Below are 16,590 nucleotides of genomic sequence, written 5' to 3' on the forward strand. Positions count from 1 at the left end.
GAACCCGGTAGGGTCAAGGGCCATCAAAGGGTCGGAACCTCTACTCCTTTACTAGGGAGGAGGCGATCGCTTTATGCGCTGCCACCCTCGCTCGATATCTCGCCAAGTCTCATCGACCACCCTTGAAAACAGAGAAGGGGGCTTCCGTGGCTGTAATCCACCGATCGCCTTCTGCAAGCGTTTGGCATACGGCTCCAACCTAGAAATCAGCAGAAGGGAGGGCAAATTATTTTGCTCATCGAGGAGTTGAGCATAGATTGCCGATCGCCTTTCCCCTTGACACCACTTGCTAATCTGTTCCGCCAGTTTGTCGGGTTCGGGTGCCCATTGTTGTTGCGCCAGATGATGACGCGCTTCCCTGTCGAATAAATCGGACTGTTTCTGCAACAGTTGCAAAAATCCTTCAATTTTTTTCTGGGCAGCAGTGGGTGGAGAAATCGCTGCTCGCAATCTGGTTTTATAGTGTTTCTTAGCCCGAGAATCCGGCTTAATCCGCTTTTCTGAAATTGCCAGTTCACGAACTATCCCAGACTTCCCTTCGCGTTCACACCAATCGGCGATCGCCTCGAATAATTCCCTGGGTTCATTAGGGTGACAATCCACCAGTTCCCCCAACTGTTGGCGATCGCACCAGGAAAACCACTCCGGTTTTCGTTTTAATACCATCAGAAATGCTTCTAACTTCCGTTGAGCACGGTGATCGAGAATCCAACGTCGCCCCTCCCGAAATCCCCAAGCTGCGCCCGCAAATAAAAAAGCCCCCAAAAGACTCAGAGATATGGCAACCGCCACGGGATGCCAGGTATTCAATACTTTAGAAATCCATACCACCGTGACTTGACCTTGATCGCTACCGGCAGTCAGTAACCCGGCACTAGAGGCCAAAATTGCTGCACCCCCCAATCCGGCACTCACAATATAGGCTAAATCTTGCAACTCGCGATCGCGCTTCGCCTGGGCCTCATCTTTTTCCCGTAATTGTTGCAAATATAGGCGTTCGCGCTGTTTATCCGCCTCCTCTTTTTCCCGCAACGCCAACATATAGAAGCGATCGCGTTCCCGTTCCCGTTCCTCTTGTCGCTCTTTTTCTTCCCGGATCTCTTGTTCGCGTTTTTTCTCCGCTGCTGCCAATCGTTCCCGTTCTTCCAACTGTAGGCGATCGCGTTTTTTTTCGGCTTCTGCTAGGCGTTCTTTTTCTTCTAACCGTTCTTGTTCACGTTTTTTCTCAGCTTTTTCCTGCCGCTCTTTTTCTTCTAACCGCTCTTGTTCAAGTTTTTTCTCAGCTTTTTCCTGCCGCTCTTTTTCTTCTAACCGTTCTTGTTCACGTTTTTTCTCAGCTTGTGCCTGTTGTTCCCGTTCTTCTTGCCGGAAGCGATCGCGTTCTTTTTCCGCTGCCTCCAAACGTCGTAAATATTGCAAGGTCGAATATTCCTGCATTTCCCGCACTTCATCGTGAACTTCCCGATAAAGTCGGTCTAACTGAAACACCTCTTGCCACTTACAATAACAACGATGATGATGTTCTCGTTGCATCACCTGGGCAAAATAACCCCGGGCGGTAAACAACAACAGGCGATCGCGAATCTTTTCAAACTGCTGCAATCGAGTCGCCTCATCCTTTACCCAACTTTCTGCCACCTGTCCCGAAAGCGACATCAAAGCAAACCGCTGATGCAATGCTAGCAAAAACAACAGAAAATACTGTTGGCGCAGGTGATAGGGAAGGGTTTCCCGAAAAAATTGCTCAGTGGAGGCGTTCACCGCTAGGAAACTGCTGCCTTCTAAGGTACAGACAAACCACTGTCCCCGCGCATAAGGCAACCAAGGCTGAATCTGCGGGTCCAAATCTTCCGGCGATGGGTCGTTCCCCTGTTTCTCGTGAAAAAAGTTTTGTAATTTGTAGAGCAAGTGAGGAGTTTTTGCTTCAGGCAAATTATCCACATACAGAGATACAAACGGCAGCATTTGACCCGGGACAAAAATCTCACTCCACCAGGGTTCTGAACTCACCGTGTGTAGTAATGCTTTGACGATTTGGCCGAATTTAGGTTTGTTCTGGGGAGGACACTGAGCAATTTCTGGAAAATAATCTTCCCAAAAGGCCTCTCGGTTTTGAGCATCCCACTGTCTCTTTTGCACCTTCACCTTCGACCCTTGCTGCCCTTTCAAAAACCGAAAATAATGCAAAAAGTTTAGCCAATCCTCAAGAGTATTGCCCTTGGGTTGCACCTGCAAAATTAAAAATCCTACTCCAACCCGAAAGAGCACCAGTTGTACCACATCGCCAGCTTTTCCATCCTTACCAAAAGCAAACGGCACGGAACCCTGGGGAGAAGTTAACTCTAACTCCCACTGGTCCTGAAATCCAAACACATCGCGCACTGCACCTGAGAGTGTCCAGCGTTGAGCAGTAGAGGTTTGATTTTCTGTCGGCTTGAGATAGTTGGCAACGTGAAACAACAAATCTTCTGTAGGAAAAGGCTGAGGTTCCCAAACGGTAGTCTGCTTCTGAGACAACTTGGCCTCGGGGATAGCCTGATTGAGCGAGTCAAATCTTGCAATATCAAAGGTGAACGGATACACAAAATAAATTGACGATGCTTTTGTATCAATCGTTGCCTCATTAAATTGCATCGTCCCTACCTCCCCTTCAGTTGTTGCTTATCCAATCAACCTGGGAATGAGAGTTAAAGTTTACTAAAATTAGCTCTGCAAATCCGCTCTTTATCCTATCCGATACTTGCACCTCTTTTCTCAATGTTCAGAATCATTTAAGATTTGGATGAAAAATTGGAGGATTTGCTTTATTTCTGGACAATCTGCTATGAGGGTCTACCGTTGGTTCTCCCCGTAGGTTTCTTGATGGGGGGGTGCGATAACCTTTAAACCCTTTTAGGGCAACGATTATAGCCCTTATCACCAACGGATTTAGCAGAACAGGTACAGGAGGACCCAGAAATCTCGGGAGTTTTGCACTTGGGCGATCGCCACGGATAACCTGTAATCGCTTTCAGTTTCTAGTTGCTGTCACGGTCATGGTCTAATTTCAATCTAGCAACAGCTTATGGGTGTGGCGTTTATGCCAATGGCAGGGGGAAATGGACCAGTTTGAGAGCAATTCGCCGTCGCAGATACTTTGCGATCGCATCTGCTCATACCGCGTTTGGTTGATTCCACCCGCCGCAGTCCCCCGCTGACAAACTGCCACCCATCCGGGGGGTGGGTTTTTCCCCGGGGCGATCGGTGTACGGATTCTCAAGGATGCCATCAATCTCAACAGATTCACCCAATTGTAGGAAGTCTCTAAACTGATGACCCTGTAAGTCTGGGCCCGGGTCATAGTCCTGGCAATTCTCACACTCAATGCCAGTGGGATGCAGGGCACAGGGGAGAGCGTAATGGAGGGAGTAATGGGCAGGTGTTGCACTGGGAGATTTGTGGCTATGGATGCGGTAAGCCAAGCGCGGAGCTTAAGAGCGTCCTCGCTATTTGCTACAGTAGGAGCGGGGGAAAAAGCGGCAACCGATGAGCAAAGGGAAGAGCCTTCCCCTATTTTCAGAAAAAAAGGCTAATTTTGATAAAATAAAGTTTCCTAAATTCTGGTGTAACACTTAATACCAAAGTTTGTTGAATTTTAAAAGAGTATGAACCTAAAAAATAACCAAGCCTGGGATGAAAACTGGGAAATTATTAAATTCCTGAGTCAAGGAGGACAAGGAAAAACTTCTCTTGTTAAATCTAGGGGTCCTTTGCAGTCAAATAAACTATATGTTCTTAAAGAATTGAAGTATCAAAGTGACCGTAAGAGTCGTTCCCGGATGTACAGAGAGGTAGCCGCTCTAAAAACGCTCAATCATTCAGGAATTTCTAAATTTATTGATTCTAATGTTGAGGAATATGAATCAAATATTCCTCTCTACTTAGTCACTGAATTTATTGAAGGAAAAACACTTGACAAATTCCTTAAAAATCAAAATTTAAGTTTAGAAGAAATAGTGGGTTCTATAAAAACTCTTTTAGAGACTTTAGAAAAATGTCATGAAAATGATATTGTTCATCGAGATATTAAACCGAATAATATCATTATTCGGGATAACGATATTAAAGACCCGGTGTTGATTGATTTTGGTTTATCCTTTAACAATTCAGATTTGGAGAATACTGATTTAACTCAATCTGGGGAACAAGTAGGAAATAGATTTTTTACTCTCCCCGAGCAACAGGCTAAAAGTAACCTTAAACGAGACCACCGGTCAGATATTACACAGTGCTGTGGCATTTTATTTTTTGCTTTAACCAAATTAAAACCTACTAATTTATTTGACCACGAAGCAAAAAAGCCCCATCAAAGACTTGAATCTAAAAAATCTTTGTCTCGATTTTCTTCAGACTCTATAGCTAAACTAAATAAAATTTTTGATAAAGCATTTGACCCAAGAATAGATTCTCGTTGGCAATCTATTCCTCCATTAAAGGAAGCATTAATGCAGTTGCTACAGCCAGTTCAGAGTGAAAGCACTAATGACACTGACAGCGATATAGCTCAAATTCGTGAAAAGTTATCAACCTCTCCTGATTATGCTATGCGCCAGTCCTTCCAATCTCTTGCTAACCAAATTGTTCAAGAAATTCATAAAGTAGGACGCAGTGTAGCAGGTGAGCTTGGCTCTGAATTTGGAACTATTCAAGATGGTTCTAGTATGAGTGGTTTTAAGAAGAATAAAAAAGTTAATATAAATTGGTCTGAATTAACTTTTTTTCACCAATATGGCATCACTATTCAGTTTATTGAAGAGAGATTTTTTCCAAAATTTAAAGGTATTGCTACAGGAAATGAAGTAGTTTTGTTAGCCGAAGTTAAAGGCCAAGAAATTGAATTCTTAAGAGCTTCTTTAAATGGCGAATTGGATTCAACAGAATTTAGCGAACGCCTCAAAGATTTTTACATAAAAGGCGTACTGAGTATTGTAGAAGAGGAAGCAGGGAAATAATTAGCAACCAACACTACAGTTATAGGTTATTCAGTTATTTAATTGGTGGCACTAAAATTTTAAGAATTCCTCCCTAATGCAACGCAACAATCCCGCCAGAGATAGTCTAGCGGGATTGTCTGTTATATGGATTTTTAAAAAGACCTGCGCGGTCTGTCTTAACGGGTTTTTGTTTTTCTTATGCTCCTAATCTACCCGAGTCCTCCGGTCTGGGAATCCATCCGGGGAGGTAACTTGGGGGGATAGTCTCTACTCCCAACGGATTGGCGGCGGGAGAAGTTGGCCGGAATTGTGCCGGTGGGAAACGACGGCACCCGGGGGCTGGCGAGTTGGTGGAGAACAAGCGGGGGAGATGCGATCGCCTAAAAGTTTGGGTTCGCCGGATAAGTGTCAACTCTGATAGTTATCGGCAGGCGATCGGCACTACTGTAGCCCATGAAATTTATTTAGGCCTTTGGCACCCTGACAAATTCGAGTAAGTATAGGTTGTCGCTCAACTGTAGTGGGTGCGATTCCTCGGGGGCTGGATTTGCAATCGATAGAAGAGGAACTAAGCATGAACCTTTATAAATACAGTCTCCAAATCCTCCGTAAGTCATTAGTGCCAGCCAAAAATAACCTGTTGTTATCCAAATACAAATTCCTACTCTACTAACAATAGCAGTCCGAAATCCTGGCTTAATAATATAAGCGCCAGTAATGGGGAGTAAAATGATTGCAAGAAAAGATGCGAATAAAAATCCTTCTGGAATCGGTAATACAGCAAAGGTTACTAAAGGACCTGTTAATGATGCAAATAATATGAAAAAGTAATGAAATAAAGTCAGAAACTCCTTTAGAACAACTATTGCATGAGAACTAATAGCCACCCACATTCCTAAAACACAGGGCAAAACTATAGATAGCCAATACTTACGCATATCTTTTAAATTATTAATGACCAGTATTTTAACCTATCAGAGAAATCGCTAAATTAGGCGATACTCTAAGTCTATTCAAAAGAGGACGTAAAAGATTCTGGAGATTTCCTTAAACTACCAAACTTCCAGATTGAGTGAGCCTAAGCCCTCGCCGATCGCTCCGTTGGGATTCGGCTCTCTCACCTGCAAAACTAGCCGCTTGGTCCAACCGGCAGGGCGGTAAGCGCAGCTATGCCGTAGGCTTATCGCATCTGACATCCGGGGCCATATCCGTCAAATAACTCGGAACCGAGAGTTATCCTGGGTGTCGCATTGCCGCGCCGGTCCGATATCATTTTGCCCTCCTAACTGCCACGGCTAACAGTTGGAGAGAGGTGATCGCCTGAAAGTCTAGGTTCACTGACTAACTGTCGGATCCGGCAGTTATCGGGAGGCGATCGGCATGATAGCTACTGGATGAAATTGAAACTTAGCATGAACTTTTATAAATACATTCTCCAAATCCTATTAACAGCAGAATTGCTAACACAGCATAACCGATTCCTATCCAAATACAAATCCCAACTCTGCTAATAATTGCCGTCCAGTATCCTGGTTTTATGATATAAGCGCATACAGCAGGTAATAGAACTATTGAAATAAAAAGTGCCTCTACAAATGCGTATTGGCCGGGGGTTGTAATAAAGGCTATAAAAGGACCTGTTAACGAAAAGAATAAAATTAAAATATAATAAAATCCATTATAAGAATTGATAAGTTCCCTCAAAAAAATTATTGCATGAAGGCTGATAGCCACCCACATTCCTAAAACACAGGGCAAAACTATCGATAGCCAATACTTACGCATCTCTGATGTCATAAAAGATTCTGAAGATTTATTTAAACTACTCAACTTCCAGATTGATTGAGTTTAAGCCTAAGCACTGACCGATCGCCCCGGTTGAGATTCGGCTCTCTCAACTGCAAAACTAGCCAGTTGGTCCCATCGGCAGAGCGATCGCATCTAGTCCAGGTTCGCGGGATAAGTGTCGAGTCTGACAGTTATCGGAAGGCGATCGCATCTGACATAGTAGGGCTTACTGCCTCCCTGGGGAAACAAGATAAAACCTGGGTCGGTGAGGTCTGGGTCAATCCGGCAATGGAGGGCGAGGAACTGCTTAACGGGTTACTGATTTGGGTGGGGGCGGTGGTGGTGGATGAGAGCGAGTGGGTGAGTTGCCCGAATCAGCGATCGTTGCAGGCTGCGGAGGAACTGGCGGGGTTGGAGTGAAGTTGGGGGCGATCGCCTGTCAAAATTGTAAACCTTTGCAGTGATTTAGGATGGAAATACAGTTTGCTGAAATAGATTGATAATCTGTAATAAACTTCGGCTTTTACATCTGCTTTCTCATAACAATACGTGAGTGTCCTAAGCCAAAATAATTTTCCTCGCATGAAGTTTTTTCAAAGCCAAAATTTTCGTATATTTTTATGACAATTTTATCTTCTGGTTTGGCTGTCAGATAAATATTTTTTAAACCAAAAGAGGAAACCTGGCTTAAGAACTGCTTAATTAATTTTTTTCCAATTCCTTTGCGTTGCCAATCAGGATGAATGCATAAACTCAGTAGCCAAGCATGGTTGGTATTAAACTGAGGGCAACCTATTGTGTATCCGACAATTTCTTTATCTATGACGGCAACATAGAAAAGCTCATTGCAGACTTCATAAAACTGCCTCATCACCAAATGAGAATAGCAATCGTCACCAAAGATTTGTCGATCCAAATAAACCACACCTTCTATATCAGGCAACTTACCTTTTCTAATTGCAAGGTCATCCATAACTATTAAGTAGTATTGTCTAACGCTAACCAGCTAAATTTTTGAGTTGAGTGATTATTTCAGATTTGTAGAGTATTTCTGGAATGCGAGCACACTTTCCTGACACTCTCCCCTACTCCTTCAACTCATAAACCCGCTGTCACTGGGCGGCAGTGACTCTGCGGTTCCGGCTATCTGGCCGATCGCCTCCCACGTCCAATACCAGCTTGCCCCAATAACTGCTACGGCTAACAGTTGGCGATCGCATCTAGTCCAGGTTGGCGGGATAAGTGTCAACTCTGACAGTTATCGGGAGGCGCATCGACAGTCCGCTATCCGATTGCTCCGATAAGTACCGGGTCTGACAGTTATCGGGGAGGCGAATTGCTCTAACCGTGGGAAGGTGCTGGGTTAGACGGGGGTTAGGACGGAGAATTAATCATTAGTTTAATCTTCAAAGATTGCACCTCTCTGGATGAGATCCGCTTTTTGAGCTTCACCAATGCCTTCATTTTGTCCAAATTTGGCGTCGGTAACTATGGCATTTTTAAGGTTAGCATTTGTAAGGTTAGCTCCTGTAAGGTCAGCTCCTGCAAGGTTAGCCTTAATAGTATTAGTTTTAGTAGTCCCATCTGGTTTAACCTCATCATCATACTGGATAACCCCACTTACGTCAGCCTTAGTCAGATTAGCCCCTTTTAGTATAGCCCCTGTCAGGTCAGCTGCTGTCAGATTAGCCTTAGTCAGATTAGCCTTAGTCAAATTAGCAGCACTTAGGTTAGCACCTGTCAGGTCAGCCTTTGTCAGGTCAGCCTCTGTCAGTTTAGCCAAAATGAGGTTAGTTCCTGTTAATTTAGCATCTATCAGTTTAGCCTTAATCAGGTTAGCCCTAAATAGGTCAGCCCCTCTCAGCTCCACGCTATTCAAGTTAGCCTCCTCTAGATCAGCTCTCTTGAGAGCATCCGATCTCGAATGCAACTGTTTTAGATTGAAATGTCTTTGATTGAATTCGCCTCTTTTAATCTGTTCAATCAGAAAATTTTTCGCTTCTTCTTCTGGTGTTTGGTTTGATTCTGTCATGGCATTACCTCTACTGGTTTAAGGGAAAAACTCGATCGCCCCCAAGATGGCGACTTAATTCAACTGCCTCAGTCGGTCGGTCCTAAACGGGTTGGCGGTTTTTCTGAGCGGGCGATTCTCCTTGAGGAGACGCTTTGCGATCGCATCCTCAGACCGGGCTAAAAAGGCTTAGGCAAAGGCCGAATCGGTCGGACAAAGCGGCTATTAGCCCGGACAAAGCAGGGGTGACGAGTGAATGAACTGCCGACCCGCAGCCAAGGCAATCCCCGGTCATCTGGATTAATCCCTGAACTGAGAATCCGCTCTCCTGTTGGAAATGCGGTCCGGATAGGAAAGTTGTAAATGTCGTTGATTCTAGGCGACGAATGGTCCATATCCCGACAATTCAACCCGTTTGGGTCAGGGTCTACCACTTCCCACTCATAGGGCATATATGCGCTACCCTGACCGTTGACAATGTAGTAATCTCCGTTTTCATCCGCTTGGGGATAGGGTTCGGCGGCCACCGCAACCTGAGCAAGTTTTCCCGAGTTCACAATGCTGGGAATGTTCACGATTCCGATAGTTGCACCAATCAATATCGCTACACCTGAATGAATCAAAGTTATAGGTTTCATAAAGTAATTCAGGCTTAATTACAACTTAAAAGCTCTAAATAACCATCAACTGAAGCGTTAGAACTTGCAAGTTCCACTGATTTAACTTGCCATCGCTTGTTGTGAACATTAATAAAATCTCCAGTTACAGGACGAATTCGAGTATGCCAACAATAGTAAGTTTTTTGGTCAAGTTGACGATTTTCCAGACAATACTCGGGATGTCTTAATTCCCATGCATAATATTGCAAATCATTACCGCGTCTTGTATAATTTTCCCATTTGTAATGAGATGTACTGCCCTTAGTTTCAATAGAAAACTGGGAGTCTAATAAACCTGTAACCACATCATCCCGAATTTTTATTTCAGCTGATACAAAAGTTCCTTTTTGTATGCCTGTTTTACTATGCCAATCGGTTAACAAAATGACTTTAGAGACTTCTACTTGCCAACTAGCGAACTGCAAAGTGTCTCCAGGCCGAGGAATAATTGGAAGCCAAACGTACCACTCTCCTTCTCCTTTCTGATTGGCTTCAATTAGATTATTACTAAGCAAAGCAGAAATTTCTGAAAAGAATATGTCTGGATGTTCAACCGATAAATTATCGGTTTTCCTTAGTCTGTTACCTTCAGGCTCTGGATAAGCATCAATTTTACATAAATACCATTGTGTTTCCATTATCAAACTCCTATATTGTTGACTATTAAGGATGTACTTGGGTATTGGCACTTAATTAATTTGTAAATATTTTAAGGTTAAAACATTTATTAGAAAAGTTATACTGAATTCTACTTATCATTCATTATTTTCAAAAAGTTTAATCAAACAATTCAATAAGTAGTGATGGCCAATATTAAATGATTCTGCCATAATTTCTTCAGATAAAATTTGAGATTTATTTGCTTTAATAGATGGATGAACAATAGCATTTCTAACCTCTGTAATAGCTTGAATAGTATCAATCCAATGTAGTTCTTTTTCTTTAGCTTGTAGGGCAGGATAGTTATTGTCGCTAGAAATTAATTTAATGTCTAAGAATTTTAATAATAATCTAATTTGTCCTGAAGATTTAAGCCCATTAAATCCCTCAGAAGTTACACATTTGTTAGATTTTAAATAAGTCCAAGCTAATTTTTCCAAGGCAGCTTGTATTAAAACAATAGAAGTATTATAGCTATTGCTTGCTTTAAAACTTTCTATATACCACTGAATGGCATTTTGAATTACTTCTTTCCAAGTAGAATCTTGCCACTTTTTCATAAACCCAGGAAAGACAATAACAATCTCTGTACAGTCATTAGTGGTCCAAGAGTAATCTACGCTCTGCCATGAATCAGCTTTAATTTTTGGAGTTGCCCATTCTTCTAGTATTTGATTACCTTTTGAATCAAAACCTGACACCAGGAGAGGTGCTACCCAAATACCTCTGACGAAGGATAGATAATAAACAAAAGCATCAACTATTTCATAACCTTCCTCTAAATCAAACGCTTTACCATCTAAACGTTCTATTTTACAAAGGTGAGTAACTCCGTAACCCCCTTGGGCCTCTAATTTATCTTCTAAATACCCATTATCTAAACTAACTAGAACAATATGCCAGCCATCATAATCAAATATAAATTGGCCATCAAAATCTAACCATGTTTCTTTAAAACACTCCGTTTCCTTCCCTCCCTCATTTATATCTAAATCCCAGCGATTAGATATATTAAACCACCAAAAATTGTTAATATGAAAAACTAATGATGATAAATTCTCCCTAGATCCTTGTCTAAAAGGCTCTAACAGGCTACCAAAAATTTCGTTTCTTTTGTTTGCAGAATATGTGCTACCTGATAGATGAATTTTTATTCGAGATTGAGGGAGAAGTTCATTTAATTTTAAATCAACATCTTTTAATTCTATGGTTTTGTTACCGCGATAAATAAACTGCACCTTAATTGTGGGAAAGGGATACCAAGAAATTTGAATTATTCCTCTCCCCTCAATAGTATTTTGATTGTCAATTAATTCGGCAGTTCCGTTATAGAGCGTAATAGACTGGTTAGGTAAATTTTGCTTAATAATTTTTGGTTTTGGTAGCCATTGAGACATAATTCTTAATTCTTTTCCTCAAATTGTCTTCACTTTCTCAGCCGTCAGCCATACAGATGAGCTACTTTATCATCTATTTTTCATTCTTCTGCCCGACTCCCTAAATAACCAATCATGACCCCCTTTAAAGAAGCACCTACTCGTTAAAATAAGCCTCCAACAAATCAGCCCCCCGCTCCCCCATCTGCCGCAACTGCAACTCAATCAAGGTCATCGCCATCGGTGAGGGCTTGGCATGACCACGCTCCCAACGGTTGACGGTTTGGAACGACACTTTCAACCGAGCGGCGAACTTCTCCTGGGAGAGGTTGAGTCGCTTGCGTAAGGCTTGGATGAGTTCAGGAATCTGCAAGGTGGATGGAGTCATTCTGTCACTATAACCTGAACAGGCGTTATAACATCCTGGATATTTTGTTAAATTTTAGGGCTTCCCGGTTTGGCAGGGTTTCAGCCGATTCAGTCCAGTGTTTCGTGGCAGTTGGTTCGACGGCGGGCGGTTGGGCTGGTTGTCGGATTTGTCGGATAAGTGTCGGCGGTGGCAGTTTGGGAGGTGAATTTTGAATCGGTTCGCCAACTTCTTAGGTCATAAGTCATAATCCATCTGTTGGTAATTATTTAGAATTTATTTATTTTTTGCCTTTAGCTGATTTAGATTCTTCTTTGCCTGCAAACTCGACAAAAAATCTACGTTTTTTTGTCATTAAATTAGAAACTAAAGCTGATGCGTCAACACCCCCTATTTCTTTTAATAGGCCCTCGACTAAACTTATTCCTATCTTTTCTTCACTAGAAAGATTTGTTGTTAATTCTATATTGGCGCTCAATTGACCGTTTGTTAGTCGCCCATAAACAATTAATCTCCAAATTCGTTCCTGAGCATACCAACTATACTTAGAGGAGTCAAATTCATCTTTAAGGTTAGGATGCCACGGCTTCCCTTCATAAGTAAATTCTCCTTTCTTTGATTGAGATTTTTCAGTTTCTTTAGATATATTTCCCTCAATTCCTCCAATACTTTTGATTTTTCCTTGTGCTTTAAGGGTTACATCCTTTGATTGATTTTCTTCTTCGTATATTTCTATTTTTGTGGCACCCAAATCACATAAGATGCTAATCAGTTCTAATTCTTTTTCTTCTTGTAAAGTGCTGTAGTAACTTTCAGCAGGTATGTAATGATTTTTTTTGTCGGTTAACGGATGCTGGTAATAAATTTTATTGGGTATAGGGGGGCCTAGGGGAAATATTAATGTTTTTGGTACAGATGAATAAGGCAATATTTGAACCGATTCTTCTAGCCAATATTTTAAACTTATAGAATTTATATTAGACCCTTGACTATCTTTAGTTGATGTCAGCTTTTCTTCCTCTGTTTCTGAAGATTTAAAGAAAGTAATATCCAGTTCGTCTGACAAACTAATAATTCCTGCAAGTTCTGCAAGAGCAAATGACATCCCAAAGAAAGGAAGATTATATATAAAAAATAATAACAATCTCTTCGATAAAACTCTTTTAGAAGGCTTGATTAAATTTTTTTCCTTAAAAGAAATATCCTCTGGAGAAATATCTGCTAATTTTACTTGTTGGGAAAAAATATTAACCAGTTCTGAAAAATTTTCTGCATTATCATCTGCTGTCAAATAAATAATACGTTTGTAATTTACCACCACTTCTTTTTCGGGCATCGGTTTAAACTCTCCAGATTCTTAACTACTAACAATTCATTACCCCGGTCATCGATCGCCTTGACAGCAATCTGCTTATGTTTCCCTAGCTCAAACGGGGTGCTAGTCGTTTCACCTAAATGGTCCCAGACAGATTCTTCATAGGTTCCCCTGAGCGCTTTCCGGCGATAAGTGCCGGAACCGACAGTTATCCCGCGAGACGACGCATGAGCAGTCCGATATCATTTTGCCCCAATAACCTCCAGGACTAACAATCATCGGTTGGCAGCCTGAAATTCGGTGCAGGTCTCCGTCGGATAAGTCGCGGGGCTGACAGTTATCTCGGGAGGCGATCTCATCCAACCTCGAAACGTGCAAACCAGTGGCTCACCCCAAACCACAGAATTCCCATGATTGCCATTGTATAAGAGTTTTACTCAAGTCCCTAAGCGTGGTATTTTCAGAATCAAAAGCTGTAACAAAACAATGCTAACCGTTCACCATCTCAACGTTTCCCAGTCCGAGCGGATAATCTGGCTGTTAGAAGAATTGGAATTGCCTTACGAATTGGTTCTGTACCAACGTGACCCGGTGACCCAGTTCGCTCCCCCAGAACTGCGGGAGGTTCATCCCGTGGGAACTGCGCCGGTGCTGGTCGATGGCAAGGTGGTGTTGGGTGAATCGGGAGCCATCATTGAATATATCCTCGCTCGGTACGGAGAAGGGCGGCTGGCTGTACCCGTCGCATCACCTGAGTATCCCGATTATCTGTACTGGTTCCACTACGCCAATGCTAGTTTGGTGAGTTGGAGTATGGTCAACTGGATGGCGGGGATGGCTGTGGGAGCGGATAACAATTCTCCGATGCTTCCTGTCCTACGGCAACGGCTTGATCGCCATGTGGAAATGGTCGAAAATCGCCTGTCGCAAGTAGACTACTTCGCGGGTCCTGAGTTTACTGCCGCCGATATCATGATGCATTTCCCCTTCGGCACGATGAAGGCGTTTTATGACTTGGGTTTTGACAACCGGCCAAACATCAAAGCGTGGTTGGCTCGGATTAGCGATCGCCCGGGATATCAGCGAGGAATGAAAGCAGCCGGACATGAGCAAGACCCAGTTGGGGAGGGGAACACAAGCCGCGTGATTGGGTTGGATTCCTCTGCATGAATTGGCCGAATCAGAAGTCTTGCAAGCTACGGATGAGTCGAACGGGACCAAGTGAAGTTGGGGGCGATCGCAAATAACTGTTAAGGCTGGCAGTTGGGGAAGGGCGATCGCCTGTCGGGTTGGTTGCCGGGGGATAAGGGTCGGAGGTGACAGTTATCTCGGGGGCGATCTATCGCATCTGGGGTCTTGCCCTGCAATCATGCTGTAAAAATTGAAAGTATTACTTAGGGAAAATGACATGATTATTCTTCCTCTTTATCTGCTTCTACTATAAATGGAGAGATTTCTGTTAGCATTTCAAATGGCTCATTAAAAATTTTTTGATATGTTTCTTTAAATTGTTGTGTTCCTCTAAATTCTTTGAAAATAGGCCATTGTCTATAATGAATAATTGAAATTTTTTCTGGATTATTTCCAATTAATTCCATAAATTTAGCAGCTTTATCAAATTCATCTAATAAAACCGCTTTAGCAAGATTTATTTCATCAGAACAAACAGACCAATCTTGCTTATTAAGTAATTCTGACACTTTGCTGGATTGACCGCTCCATTTTAACGTTTGTGCTTTATTTAAAGTAAATAAAAATTTAGCTTGCAAGTTTGCTGGTTTTATAATGGGTTCAGTGAAAGCAAAATCAAGCAAAATAATAGCTAAATTATACTCTTCTTCAGCAATTAACTTGACACATAAGTTATTAAGTTCATTATCAGCTTCTTCTCGTTCTTCTGGTCTTAATTTTCTCCATATTGTATGAACTAATTTAATTGATATTTCGTAAATAGAACTGTAAGCCTTATGAAAATATTTTTTATTTACATCTAGTGTTTTACCAACCTCTATAGACTTGATATTGTCAACAGAATTTTCTTTACAAACTTTGACATACTGGCTTGAAACTATCCCATCACAATGAACAAACAAATTCCTCCTTTCCGTTAGTTCAATAAAATCTTCCCAGACCTTCGTATCAAATTTTCTGAGAGTATTGAAACCGAGTTTTGTTTCTAGCCATTTAAAATGTTCTGTGTGGCTTTCTCTTAAAACAGTTTCGATTTCTTTTTCAAGAATATGTTCTTTAACACTATTTAAATTATCAAATTCCAAAATTTGTTTAAAACTTATTTGTTTATCTAAGGCGTTTAAAATTTCAGGTTTAATATAAAAAATAGCTCTAATTAACTGACTCAAAAAAATATCAAATTCACTAACCAGTGAAATGATAAAAGTTCTTTTGACCAGTGGTGAAGATAACCGATAATTCAACCCAGATTTACTTATTTTGCTAAGATTGGGCAATTGAGCTAAAGGTAATTCAATTTTTAATTTTAGTTCAGTATCGGTTTCTTCTTTAGTCAAAAATGGCTTAATAAAATCTATCCGTTCTTCATCAAGTTTATTTTGATTTAATTCAATAAATTCAAGAATTGTTTCAAAGCTAAATTTGATAGCTTCAAGACGATTGGTAAAATTAGCAATTAATGTAGGGATTTTCCAAGGTTTATTGGGTGGATTAAAATCTAACATAAAGTATTATTTTTGATTTTTACGCTATTTGTGCAGTTGGCGGATAAGTGCTGAGGTGGGAAGAGGTGAACTAAGTACATTTACAACTATATCGAAATTTTTATATCTCTAACCATATATTGCAGAATCTTTACAAATCATCGCAGTTCTCAACAAACTAAGATAATCCGCAATAAGTTCGCTATGAACAGTTTAGAACCACAGAGAAACCCGAGAAAAAACTCTTGACCCTGACAAGTCGAGGAGTGGATTATTTTTTACGGACAACGCTGTCCGTAAAGGCTAGGATTCCTAGAATAGTTTGCTCAATTAGCATTTCTTTTGCAAGACTCTAGTGCCAGCCTAAATTAGGAGAAAAATCAGGCATTATTTTAGTGAAAATTAGCTCAACCTAATGAAGCGGGTAGTAACGACTGAATGCCGCATTCTGGGAGTCGAGTCCCCGAGATAATTTAAAGCAATCGCCACCGACCGAATTAGACCGATCGCCACTGACCAACCCAAGACAATTCGGAGCCACTAGCCGCAAAACATCGAACTCGAACTGCACCAGCGCTCATTCCCGCGATAATTTAGTCCGAACCTTCCGGAGTGATCGCCTTCGATAGTCACCCGCCGACCATCAACCTAATGCTGGTCAAGCAGTCCAGGCGAATACTAACCGGCCAACGATGAACAAGAACGTCACCGAAACCAGACAGTTGGCAACAAACCTCGCGCAATAACGAAGTCACCCGGGCATCAC

General features: G+C 41.7%; 16 protein-coding genes. 3 read left to right on the top strand and 13 right to left on the bottom strand.

Annotated elements, in window-relative coordinates; genetic code table 11:
* Nucleotides 1-51: 51 nt before the first annotated feature.
* Complete coding sequence (locus NG792_RS07895) at nucleotides 52-2,634, bottom strand: AAA family ATPase (protein WP_261235063.1); 2,583 nt, start codon at nucleotides 2,632-2,634, stop codon at nucleotides 52-54.
* Between the two features lie 412 nt (nucleotides 2,635-3,046).
* On the bottom strand, nucleotides 3,047-3,340 hold the full coding sequence (locus NG792_RS07900; protein WP_261235064.1) for a hypothetical protein: 294 nt from the start codon (nucleotides 3,338-3,340) through the stop codon (nucleotides 3,047-3,049).
* A gap of 304 nt (nucleotides 3,341-3,644) precedes the next feature.
* On the opposite strand from NG792_RS07900, the gene NG792_RS07905 reads away from it, so the two are divergent.
* The gene (locus tag NG792_RS07905) at nucleotides 3,645-4,991 is read left to right on the top strand and encodes a serine/threonine-protein kinase (RefSeq protein ID WP_261235065.1); all 1,347 of its coding nucleotides are present in this window, start codon (nucleotides 3,645-3,647) and stop codon (nucleotides 4,989-4,991) included.
* Nucleotides 4,992-5,437: 446 nt separating this feature from the next.
* Here the strand turns inward: NG792_RS07905 and NG792_RS07910 are convergent, their stop codons facing one another.
* Complete coding sequence (locus NG792_RS07910; RefSeq protein WP_261235066.1) at nucleotides 5,438-5,911, bottom strand: hypothetical protein; 474 nt, start codon at nucleotides 5,909-5,911, stop codon at nucleotides 5,438-5,440.
* Nucleotides 5,912-6,380: 469 nt separating this feature from the next.
* Nucleotides 6,381-6,770, bottom strand: a complete 390-nt coding sequence (locus NG792_RS07915; protein ID WP_261235067.1) for a hypothetical protein — start codon at nucleotides 6,768-6,770, stop codon at nucleotides 6,381-6,383.
* Nucleotides 6,771-6,815: 45 nt separating this feature from the next.
* Between NG792_RS07915 and NG792_RS07920 the strand changes: the two genes are divergently transcribed.
* Nucleotides 6,816-7,181, top strand: coding sequence for a hypothetical protein (locus NG792_RS07920; RefSeq protein ID WP_261235068.1), 366 nt, complete (start codon nucleotides 6,816-6,818; stop codon nucleotides 7,179-7,181).
* Between the two features lie 103 nt (nucleotides 7,182-7,284).
* Here NG792_RS07920 and NG792_RS07925 read toward each other — a convergent pair whose 3' ends face one another.
* From NG792_RS07925 to NG792_RS07960, 8 genes are all read right to left on the bottom strand, one after another.
* The gene (locus NG792_RS07925) at nucleotides 7,285-7,734 is read right to left on the bottom strand and encodes a GNAT family N-acetyltransferase (RefSeq protein WP_261235069.1); all 450 of its coding nucleotides are present in this window, start codon (nucleotides 7,732-7,734) and stop codon (nucleotides 7,285-7,287) included.
* A 120-nt stretch (nucleotides 7,735-7,854) separates the two neighbouring features.
* Complete coding sequence (locus tag NG792_RS07930; RefSeq protein WP_261235070.1) at nucleotides 7,855-8,010, bottom strand: hypothetical protein; 156 nt, start codon at nucleotides 8,008-8,010, stop codon at nucleotides 7,855-7,857.
* 150 nt (nucleotides 8,011-8,160) lie between these two features.
* Nucleotides 8,161-8,793 (bottom strand): pentapeptide repeat-containing protein, encoded by a 633-nt coding sequence (locus tag NG792_RS07935; RefSeq protein WP_261235071.1) that lies wholly within the window; start codon nucleotides 8,791-8,793, stop codon nucleotides 8,161-8,163.
* Nucleotides 8,794-8,951: 158 nt separating this feature from the next.
* Complete coding sequence (locus NG792_RS07940; RefSeq protein ID WP_261235072.1) at nucleotides 8,952-9,410, bottom strand: hypothetical protein; 459 nt, start codon at nucleotides 9,408-9,410, stop codon at nucleotides 8,952-8,954.
* 14 nt (nucleotides 9,411-9,424) lie between these two features.
* On the bottom strand, nucleotides 9,425-10,069 hold the full coding sequence (locus tag NG792_RS07945; RefSeq protein ID WP_261235073.1) for a hypothetical protein: 645 nt from the start codon (nucleotides 10,067-10,069) through the stop codon (nucleotides 9,425-9,427).
* A gap of 117 nt (nucleotides 10,070-10,186) precedes the next feature.
* The gene (locus NG792_RS07950) at nucleotides 10,187-11,488 is read right to left on the bottom strand and encodes a YopA family protein (protein WP_261235074.1); all 1,302 of its coding nucleotides are present in this window, start codon (nucleotides 11,486-11,488) and stop codon (nucleotides 10,187-10,189) included.
* Nucleotides 11,489-11,624: 136 nt separating this feature from the next.
* On the bottom strand, nucleotides 11,625-11,855 hold the full coding sequence (locus NG792_RS07955; RefSeq protein ID WP_261235075.1) for a helix-turn-helix domain-containing protein: 231 nt from the start codon (nucleotides 11,853-11,855) through the stop codon (nucleotides 11,625-11,627).
* 259 nt (nucleotides 11,856-12,114) lie between these two features.
* Nucleotides 12,115-13,170, bottom strand: coding sequence for a hypothetical protein (locus tag NG792_RS07960; protein ID WP_261235076.1), 1,056 nt, complete (start codon nucleotides 13,168-13,170; stop codon nucleotides 12,115-12,117).
* 465 nt (nucleotides 13,171-13,635) lie between these two features.
* Between NG792_RS07960 and NG792_RS07965 the strand changes: the two genes are divergently transcribed.
* Nucleotides 13,636-14,319: a glutathione S-transferase family protein gene (locus NG792_RS07965; protein WP_261235077.1), complete on the top strand. Its 684-nt coding sequence runs from the start codon at nucleotides 13,636-13,638 to the stop codon at nucleotides 14,317-14,319.
* Between the two features lie 242 nt (nucleotides 14,320-14,561).
* Here NG792_RS07965 and NG792_RS07970 read toward each other — a convergent pair whose 3' ends face one another.
* A complete protein-coding gene (locus NG792_RS07970; protein WP_261235078.1) occupies nucleotides 14,562-15,845 on the bottom strand; it encodes a hypothetical protein in 1,284 nt (427 codons plus the stop codon).
* Nucleotides 15,846-16,590: the final 745 nt, after the last annotated feature.

It is taken from the genome of Laspinema olomoucense D3b, from assembly GCF_025370785.1.
In the GTDB taxonomy this organism is placed as follows: Bacteria; Cyanobacteriota; Cyanobacteriia; order Cyanobacteriales; family Laspinemataceae; genus Laspinema; species Laspinema olomoucense.